Raw genomic sequence first — 8,538 nt, 5'->3', positions numbered from 1 at the left:
AACTCCTGACTTTTGGGATTAGACACTTTAATTGTACAGGATTTTATTCTTTTTGTCGAAAAGTTACACAGAAATAGGCTATGAACGTTTCCGATTAACATCAGAAATGATTCATAGCCTATTTTTTTAGAGGACTTTTGTCCCAGCCTCTTTTGTCTTCAGTCTGAGCGCCTGATTAGCGCTTTTCAATTAGCAGTTGAATAATTTAGGGTAGGCTTTCTTGATTGTGATGAGTAAAATAGCAGCGACAAGCCCTGTTAGAATGGCGCTCGTACCATTGATAACGAGGGAGTAGCTGACCGCTCCCCAGCCTTTCCAAGCATAGTCACTCCAGAAGATGACACCGGCGATGAAATGCCAGAAGTATTTGGCAAAGACACCGATGATGACCGCAAGAATAATATAGCAATTCCTGCCTGTTTTCGCAAAAGGTTTCTGTGCCAATCCTGCGAATCCCGAAAAGGTAAAGGCTAGGACATACTCAATTAGGACTTGTGGGACACTGAGGAAATAAACTTTGCCTAGTGCAAAGTGAAGTAAGCCCCAGATAAAACCAGTCATGAGACCAATCAGTGTACCATGACGCAATGAAATCAGGATAATGAGCACTGTACCAAGACTAATTTCAATCCACCTAATTTCGAGTGGGATATAGGAAAGCGCCATCGCTAACGCAGCGATAATTGATACCTCAGCTAAGATGCGAATGCTGAAAACTTGAGTTTGTGACATAAAAAAATCTCCTTATAGTTTCACAAGGAGGGGTCATCAGAGGTCATTCGATTTGTTCATCAAATTGACACATCCCTACGGCGGTATTAACCGCATCAGGTTCTGAGGGTAAATCTCAACCGCGTTTGCGGTACCCCTTGTGTTTGTATTTTTTACAACATTAGTTTATCATGATACTAATGTAAATGCAAGCGCTATTATTTGGAACTCGCAACAGCATAGTTACAATTGCTAAGCACAGAAGTTGAAAGTGGGGAAATAGGATGAAAATCGGAATTATTGGCATGGGACATGTCGGTGCAACACTAGCTTATACGCTTTGTCTACAAGGATTAGCCGATGAGCTAGTCTTGATTGATACAAATGAAATGAAGGTCCAAGCTGAGTATCTTGAGTTATCAGATACCGTACAAAATTTAAATCATCATGTTAAACTTATCAAAAATGACTATGCTGCCCTTGAAAATGCTGCAATCGTCGTTTTTTGTGCGGGAGACATTACAGTGCTGGAAACAGCGACAGACCGACGGGCAGAATTGCGCGTGACATCTAAAATTGTTGAAGATGTATCACCCAAATTAAAGACATCTGGTTTTTCAGGCATCGTCATCTCAATTACCAATCCTTGTGATGTCATAGCCCTATATTTGGCAAATATGATCGGCTTTGATAAAAGAAAGGTCATCGGAAGTGGGACATTGATTGATACCAATCGTTTGAAACGTCAAGCAGAACGTGATGATGTGCTCGTCATTGGAGAGCATGGTGAAAGCCAAGTCGCACTTAATGTGTCGAGTGAAGTTGAAAAGTTGGCGACTGGTACAGGTTGGGAGATCTACGCTGCCAAACATCATACCGCATTCGGTATTTCATCAAGTGTGGCACGCATCATTCGTGTTTTAAAAACAGACACGAAAGAATTGTTACCAGTTTCGTCTTATGATGAGGCAGAAAACTGTTATTATGCGACATTGACAGAACTTACTTTGGGAATTGGCGTTGTCAGACGTGTTTTACCACCATTAAATAACTTGGAAGCTGACCGATTAGCTCGGAGTATCCAGATAATCAAACGAAATGGTCAAGCGTTTTGATATAGAAAAAATTGAAGTCTGTTATAAAAAATTGATAAGACGAGGTTGGTCAAGTTAGTGGTATACTAATGATTAGTTACTAATTTGAATAACAAATTTTGGAGGAATGAATACATGAAAAAATGGACTAAAGTTTTAACAGCACTTGTCGCTGTCTTTGTAGTAGGAACACTTGCAGCCTGTGGTGCGAAAAAAGAGGGCACGGGCAAAGATGGTTTGAAAACCTATGTTGTCGGTGTCGCAAGTGATCAACAAAAAGAAGTCTGGGAAAAAGTCAGTGATGCTTTGAAAGCTGACAAGATTAAAATTGATGTGAAATTATTCAGTGGTTATACGGAAGAAAATCCAGCGCTTGCGGATGGGTCACTTGACTTGAATAGCTTCCAACATGTGGCTTATTTGAACAATTATAATAAAGAAAATAACAAAGATTTAGTTCACATTGCTTATACCTTGATTTCACCATTTGGGCTTTATTCGGAAAAAATTAAAGATCCCAAAGACTTGAAGGATGGCGATACAGTTGCCATTCCAAATGATCCAACCAATGGTGGACGTGCTTTGCAAGCTCTTGAAGCCCTTGATATCATCAAACTTAAAGCAAGTGCTTCTGATTCACCAGAGGTCAAAGATATTGAGTCTTACAAGACTAAGATTGAAATCAAGCCGATTCAAGCCGACCAATTAGTTGCGACATTGCCAGATGTGACAGCTGCCTTTATTAATACCAACTATGTCAATGACCAAATGCACACAACGCCTAAAAAATCAGCGATTTATATCGATACTGACCATTTAGATAAAGTTAATGACCTCTATAAAAATGTCATCGCTGTCCGTAAAGAAGATAAAGATAAGGAAGACTTCAAAAAAATTGTGAAGGCTTATCAAACACCTGAAATCGCTAAAATGATTGAGAAAACAAACGACTACCCAGCTTGGGATGGGGCAAAATAAGATGTGTAAAACTGTTACACCTTTACTGCTTAAGGCTTGAGTTTTATACTCAGGCTTTTTGCATGGGGGGCTAGGTTGATAACTCTATTCTTGTGAAAAAAGGGCGGCAGATTGTCTGAGAAAATGGTAAAATAATGGATATGATAAATTTAAAAGAGATTAGTGTAAAATTCACACAGAAAGATCGTGAAGTTGTGGCGGTTGATCAGGTTTCACTGAAAGTTGATAAAGGGGATATTTATGGGATTGTCGGCTATTCTGGTGCAGGAAAATCAACGCTCGTTCGGGTTATTAACCTCCTCCAAAAACCAACGTATGGTGAAGTGAGCGTCGAGGGTAAAAATCTGGTTGCCTTATCCAACCGTGACTTGCGTGAAGAACGTAAAAAAATTGGGATGATTTTCCAGCATTTTAACCTCATGGCATCACGGACGATTGCTGACAACGTTGCTTTTCCTTTAAAAGGATCAGGCTTGACCAAACATGAAATTGCAGTTAAAGTGGCACATTTATTGGAACTGGTAGGGATTTTAGATAAAAAAGATGCCTATCCGAGTCAGTTATCAGGTGGTCAAAAGCAACGTGTTGCAATTGCACGTGCCTTGGCTAATGACCCTAAAATTTTACTTTGTGATGAAGCAACTTCTGCGCTTGATCCAAAGACAACCTTATCCATTCTAGAATTGCTTCAAGAGGTGAACCATAAACTAGGCATTACCATTGTCATCATAACGCATGAAATGCAGGTGGTGAAGGAGATTTGTAATAAGGTGGCGGTCATGGAAAATGGTCGTGTGATTGAACGTGGCGATGTGATTGATATTTTCAATGACCCGAAAGCTGATTTGACACAAGATTTCATCAGAACGGCGACGCATGTCGAGCAGGCTGAGAAGAAATTATTGGCGCATACGGATCAACCTGTCTACGAGCTCAAATTTTCAAATGCAACTGAGCCAGTGATTATTGAGCTTTATAAGCGTTTTGGAGTGACGGCAGATATCCTCTATGGTAATATCGAGTTTCTACAAAATGTGCCGATTGGAACGATGATTGTGACGCTTGAGGGTGAGAATGGGAGTGAGCCTGATTTGACGGTTATTAGTAACTATTTAGCGGAACGACAAGTGCGGATTTCTGAAATCAAGCGCACAGAAGCAAAAGAAACAGAGGTGACAAATGATTAATCAACTTTTTCCAAATGCGACCGACTTATGGCCGGATTTTTGGACTGCAACGCTTGAAACCTTGCAAATGACTTTTATTACGGGAGTGATTGCGGGGATTTTGGGCTTGATTTTAGGTGTCATTTTGTTGATGACTGATGAAGCGGGTCTGACGCCACAACGCTTGATTTATACGATTCTGGATAAGATTGTGAATATTGGGCGATCCATTCCTTTTGTTATTTTATTGGCTGTGATTATGCCGGTGACACGCCTCCTTGTCGGCACTTCTGTGGGAACGGCGGCGGTAACAGTCCCATTGGTATTGGGGACGATTCCCTTTTTTGCTCGTCAGATTCAAAATGCGCTTCTTGAAGTTGATCCGGGTGTTGTTGAAGCGGCGCGTGCCATGGGTGTCGGAAATTTCGGGATTATTTACCGTGTTTATCTCAAAGAAGGTCTGGTATCCATCATTCGGGCATCAAGCTTTACGGTCATTAATTTAATCGGTTTGACAGCCATGGCAGGCACTGTCGGTGGTGGCGGTCTAGGCTCTATGGCTTTACAACAAGGTTATCAACGTGGTCGTGGCGATGTGACTTTCCTAGCCCTTGTCTTTGTTTTGGTGATTGTTTTCATCAGCCAAGTACTTGGTAATTTAGGTGTCAAAGCCGCCTCAAAAGGCCGTTAAACATTAAACAGTGTCAACCAAAGTGAATTAGAAAAGGGGATAAGCAGATGACCAAATACAATCAAGAAGAACTCAAAAAACGTTTAACACAGGAAGAATACGCTGTCACACAAGAATCAGCAACTGAGCGACCATTTACAGGGAAATATGATGATTGGTGGCAAGACGGTATCTTTGTTGATGTTGTTTCGGGGAGACCTTTGTTTTCATCAACGGATAAATTTGATGCGGGGTGTGGTTGGCCGGCTTTTAGTAAACCCATTGATACCTTAGAAATCATTGAAAAGCTTGACCAATCTATCATTGGTAGAGATAGAACAGAAGTTCGATCGGCGGATGCGGATTCACATCTTGGACACGTTTTTGAAGATGGCCCTAAGGAAGCGGGCGGTTTACGCTATTGTATTAATTCAGCAGCTCTACGTTTCATTCCAAAGGCAGATTTGATTCAGGCTGGTTATCCAGAATATCTTGCGTTATTCGCCGATGCGTTAAAATAATATTTTGAGATACTATTTTTTGATTGCTCTGTTTAATACACTGACCATGGGACGATATGCCTTGTCAAAAATGTGAATTTATACTACAATTAAAACATGTGAAGGTCTTTGACAAGATATCTGAAATTAAGAAATTAAGAGACAAAAGGTGTTAAACCGCACTTAACTCTGGATGAAAATAGGAAATCACATGCTTCGGCGTTTACGCCGGTTCTGTGATTTATCCTTTTCACTATGGCATTGCTACTTTGCGCTTTAGCGCATTACGTGCTACGCTATGTACAGTAGACTTGATTTTTGAAAAAATCTGAGTCGCTGGACAATTGCTTAGGCGTTAATCGGAGTTGTGGTTTATAAACTAGATTAAGGAGGTTCCATGGAGAATAATATCAAAAAATTGCGCAAGGCAATGAAATTTTCTCAGGAAGATTTGGCACGTTTGACGCATTCTACTCGGCAGTCTATCAATGCGGTAGAAAACAATAAGTATGACCCATCGCTAGACTTAGCTTTCAAAATTGCCAAGGCTTTAAACGTTGAGGTGGATGATATTTTCATCAAGAAGACCAAGTCCGATGAAGCAGACTTCGAACTTTGGTGTGAAAAATATAGCTGTGAACTTTGGAAAAATCAAAAACAAAAGACATCTGTTTCATAACATAAGTTGAAGGGATTTTAAGTGATGAAAGAAGTTGACATTTGTCCTTATGCGGAGACGTTTACAGCAGCGCATACTGATTATAAAGCAGAGTGAGGCGCGACGCGTATATTACCTGATGATAAAATGTTTGGTATGCTAGGGCAAGATAAGTCAGGTGAACGGATTTTAACGGTTAAGTTGAAACCCGAAGATGGCGAATTGTTACGAGAACAATACGCTGCAATCGTGCCAGATTATATGAATAAAGTGCATTGGCATTCTATTGATTTGGCTGGTCAAGTGCCTGATGAGACGATTAAAACCATGATTCAGAGGTCGTATCACTTAATTTTACAGGCCATGTCCAAGAAAAGACAAAGAGAAATCACTGAGTTAGCATCTGATTCAACTATAAGCTAGAGACTGTCAATGGCAGCACAATCTTTTTATTGGAGTAAAAATGAACATTAAGCAATTAAGATATGTCGTCGCAATCGCCAATACAGGCACTTTTCGAGAGGCCAGTGAGCAACTTTACGTCAGTCAGCCGTCAATGTCTATCGCAGTTAAGGATCTTGAAACTGAATTGGGCTTCAAGATTTTTGAGCGCCTGAATACAGGGGTCAATCTGACGATTTCTGGAGAGCGTTTTTATGAACAGGCTCAAAGCGTTTTGCGTGATTTTGATACTTTTGAAGCTAAGTATCTCGCACCAACTGCGATGCAGCACAGTTTTTCTGTTGCCAGTCAACATTATGACTTTTTGGCACCGGTTTCTGTTGAATTTTCTGAAAAAAATCCTGAGATTAAAAATATTCGCTTGTTTGAATCGACAACTTATAACATTTTGAGTGAGGTATCAGATGGTCTATCTGATGTCGGCATTGCTTACTTAAATAACCATAATCGTCTAGGGATTACGCGGATGTTGGACAAGTTGGATCTTGATTTTGAAGAGTTGATGACTTTTAAGACGCATATCTATTTGCGCCAAAACCACCCTTTAGCAGATAAAGACTTTGTGACCAATGACGATTTGAGACATTTAAGTCGGGCACGATTTACGCAAGAAAATGAACAGTTTCTTTATTACTCGGAAGATTTGGTTGAAACATTTGAAAATACGAAAATTTATAATGTGACAGACCGCGCGTCGCTCAATGGTATCTTGGAACGAACAGATGCTTACGCTACAGGGTCAGGTTTTATTGATAAGGAAAGTGTCCATGGTATCCGAGTTGTACCATTGGAAGATGGTAATGCCAACACCCTAATCTTTATCAAGAAAAAAGGTCAAGTCTTGTCAGAAGTTGCCAAATCCTACAAGCGCAGCCTTGAAAATTATTTTGAACAGAATAAGTTTTGAGATAAGTCTTGAAAAAATCATGAAAATGCCCTTAAAAATGGTGGCAAATTATCCCAAAATAGTGTAAAATAATAGGGTATTGTTTTAAAATCAATTGCGTTTTGGTCTGCTGTAGTTACTTGGAGATGTAACGTTTAACGTTAGCGACCACCATTTAGCAAGTCAATCAAAACGCAATATCTTACAGGAGAAATTAAAAACATGGTAAAATTAGTATTCGCACGCCACGGCTTATCTGAATGGAACGAAAAGAACCTCTTTACGGGTTGGGCTGACGTCGATCTTGCTGAGCAAGGTGTTGCAGAAGCCAAAAAAGCTGGTGAATTGATCAAAAATGCGGGGTTCGAGTTTGATATCGCTTTCACATCAGTTCTTAAACGTGCGATCAAAACAACTAACTATGTCCTTGAATATTCTGATCAACTTTGGGTACCAGTTGAAAAATCTTGGCGTTTAAACGAGCGTCATTATGGTGCTTTGACAGGTCTTAACAAAGCTGACGCAGCTGTTCAATATGGTGATGAACAAGTGCTTATCTGGCGTCGTTCATACAACGTGAGCCCGGATCCAATGGCGCATGATGCTGAATTCACATCACATGGTGACCGTCGTTATGCACACCTTGAAGATTCAATCGTGCCAGATGCTGAAAACCTTGAGTTGACACTTGAACGTGCCTTGCCTTTCTGGGAAGACCAAATCGCACCAGCACTTAAAGATGGCAAAAACGTTTTTGTTGGTGCACACGGTAACTCAATTCGCGCCCTTGTCAAACACATCAACAAAATGAGTGCTGACGAAATCTTGAAATTTGAAATTCCAAACTTCCCACCATTGGTATTTGAATTTGACGATAACTTGAACAAAACAGCGCAATATTACTTGGAAGACAAATAATACCTGTCAACCACTGCAGAGATGCGGTGGTTTTTTTGAATTTTCAAGGATTTAAAATATGAAGCCATTATCTCTGAGTAGAGCATGGTCCATTTTTATCCTGTCACTTGCGAAATCTTTTTATGTATTTTTAGATGCAAAAAACGGTAACTTGATTGATAAAAGTATAGTATGCTAAAATAATATAGAAAAACTTGTAACCTTTTGTGAGGTTCAAAGGTATTAGTAGTGTAGAAAAAATATTTTAGGTTACGCCCTTTGAAGAAAAATATGCTCAAAATAGGCATAGTCTTGTTACAATTCAAACTTTATTAAGTAGCCATTCTGCTTTAATTTTATCGTGAAAGTAGAAAAATCATTTATTTTTAACACGACAAACGCATGACTCTCTCTCTCCCAATCTCAAAATAGGAAGCGTGTTTTTAAAAATAACAGCTCTCACATTGAAAACAACTGTGCCAAATAATCTGAAAAAGTCATTGATAACGAAAAACG

At 39.7% G+C, this 8,538-nt stretch carries 10 protein-coding genes and 1 riboswitch; of the genes, 9 read left to right on the top strand and 1 reads right to left on the bottom strand.

From position 1 onward, the window contains the following. Positions 1-189: 189 nt before the first annotated feature. Positions 190-732 carry an energy-coupled thiamine transporter ThiT gene (thiT, locus tag ACYQ21_RS13750; protein WP_460059095.1) on the bottom strand — a complete coding sequence of 181 codons (543 nt, stop codon included), beginning with the start codon at positions 730-732 and terminating at the stop codon, positions 190-192. 55 nt (positions 733-787) lie between these two features. Then, positions 788-880, bottom strand: a riboswitch (TPP riboswitch). 115 nt (positions 881-995) lie between these two features. Here thiT and ACYQ21_RS13745 point away from each other — a divergent pair. The 9 genes from ACYQ21_RS13745 (at position 996) to ACYQ21_RS13705 (ending at position 8,043) form a co-directional block, all read left to right on the top strand. Then, the gene (locus ACYQ21_RS13745; RefSeq protein WP_460059093.1) at positions 996-1,826 is read left to right on the top strand and encodes a lactate/malate family dehydrogenase; all 831 of its coding nucleotides are present in this window, start codon (positions 996-998) and stop codon (positions 1,824-1,826) included. 114 nt (positions 1,827-1,940) lie between these two features. Continuing rightward, positions 1,941-2,783: a MetQ/NlpA family ABC transporter substrate-binding protein gene (locus tag ACYQ21_RS13740; RefSeq protein WP_460059092.1), complete on the top strand. Its 843-nt coding sequence runs from the start codon at positions 1,941-1,943 to the stop codon at positions 2,781-2,783. A gap of 140 nt (positions 2,784-2,923) precedes the next feature. After that, positions 2,924-3,970 (top strand): methionine ABC transporter ATP-binding protein, encoded by a 1,047-nt coding sequence (locus ACYQ21_RS13735; RefSeq protein ID WP_460059091.1) that lies wholly within the window; start codon positions 2,924-2,926, stop codon positions 3,968-3,970. Next, entirely contained in the window at positions 3,963-4,640 is a 678-nt protein-coding gene (locus tag ACYQ21_RS13730) for a methionine ABC transporter permease (RefSeq protein WP_460059090.1), read from the top strand. Before ACYQ21_RS13735 ends, ACYQ21_RS13730 begins: the two co-directional genes overlap by 8 nt. 47 nt (positions 4,641-4,687) lie before the next feature. Continuing rightward, positions 4,688-5,140 (top strand): peptide-methionine (R)-S-oxide reductase MsrB, encoded by a 453-nt coding sequence (gene msrB, locus ACYQ21_RS13725; RefSeq protein ID WP_460059089.1) that lies wholly within the window; start codon positions 4,688-4,690, stop codon positions 5,138-5,140. Positions 5,141-5,516: 376 nt separating this feature from the next. Then, positions 5,517-5,798, top strand: coding sequence for a helix-turn-helix transcriptional regulator (locus ACYQ21_RS13720; RefSeq protein WP_460059088.1), 282 nt, complete (start codon positions 5,517-5,519; stop codon positions 5,796-5,798). A 126-nt stretch (positions 5,799-5,924) separates the two neighbouring features. Beyond that, positions 5,925-6,200 carry an MmcQ/YjbR family DNA-binding protein gene (locus tag ACYQ21_RS13715; RefSeq protein ID WP_460059087.1) on the top strand — a complete coding sequence of 92 codons (276 nt, stop codon included), beginning with the start codon at positions 5,925-5,927 and terminating at the stop codon, positions 6,198-6,200. Between the two features lie 40 nt (positions 6,201-6,240). Further along, positions 6,241-7,146 (top strand): LysR family transcriptional regulator, encoded by a 906-nt coding sequence (locus tag ACYQ21_RS13710; protein ID WP_460059086.1) that lies wholly within the window; start codon positions 6,241-6,243, stop codon positions 7,144-7,146. Between the two features lie 201 nt (positions 7,147-7,347). Further along, positions 7,348-8,043: a phosphoglycerate mutase gene (locus ACYQ21_RS13705; protein ID WP_460059085.1), complete on the top strand. Its 696-nt coding sequence runs from the start codon at positions 7,348-7,350 to the stop codon at positions 8,041-8,043. Positions 8,044-8,538: the final 495 nt, after the last annotated feature.

This window comes from Pseudolactococcus yaeyamensis, assembly GCF_054658615.1.
The sequence above is the reverse complement of the archived record's forward strand: the minus strand, read 5'-3'. Positions and strand labels throughout refer to the sequence as shown.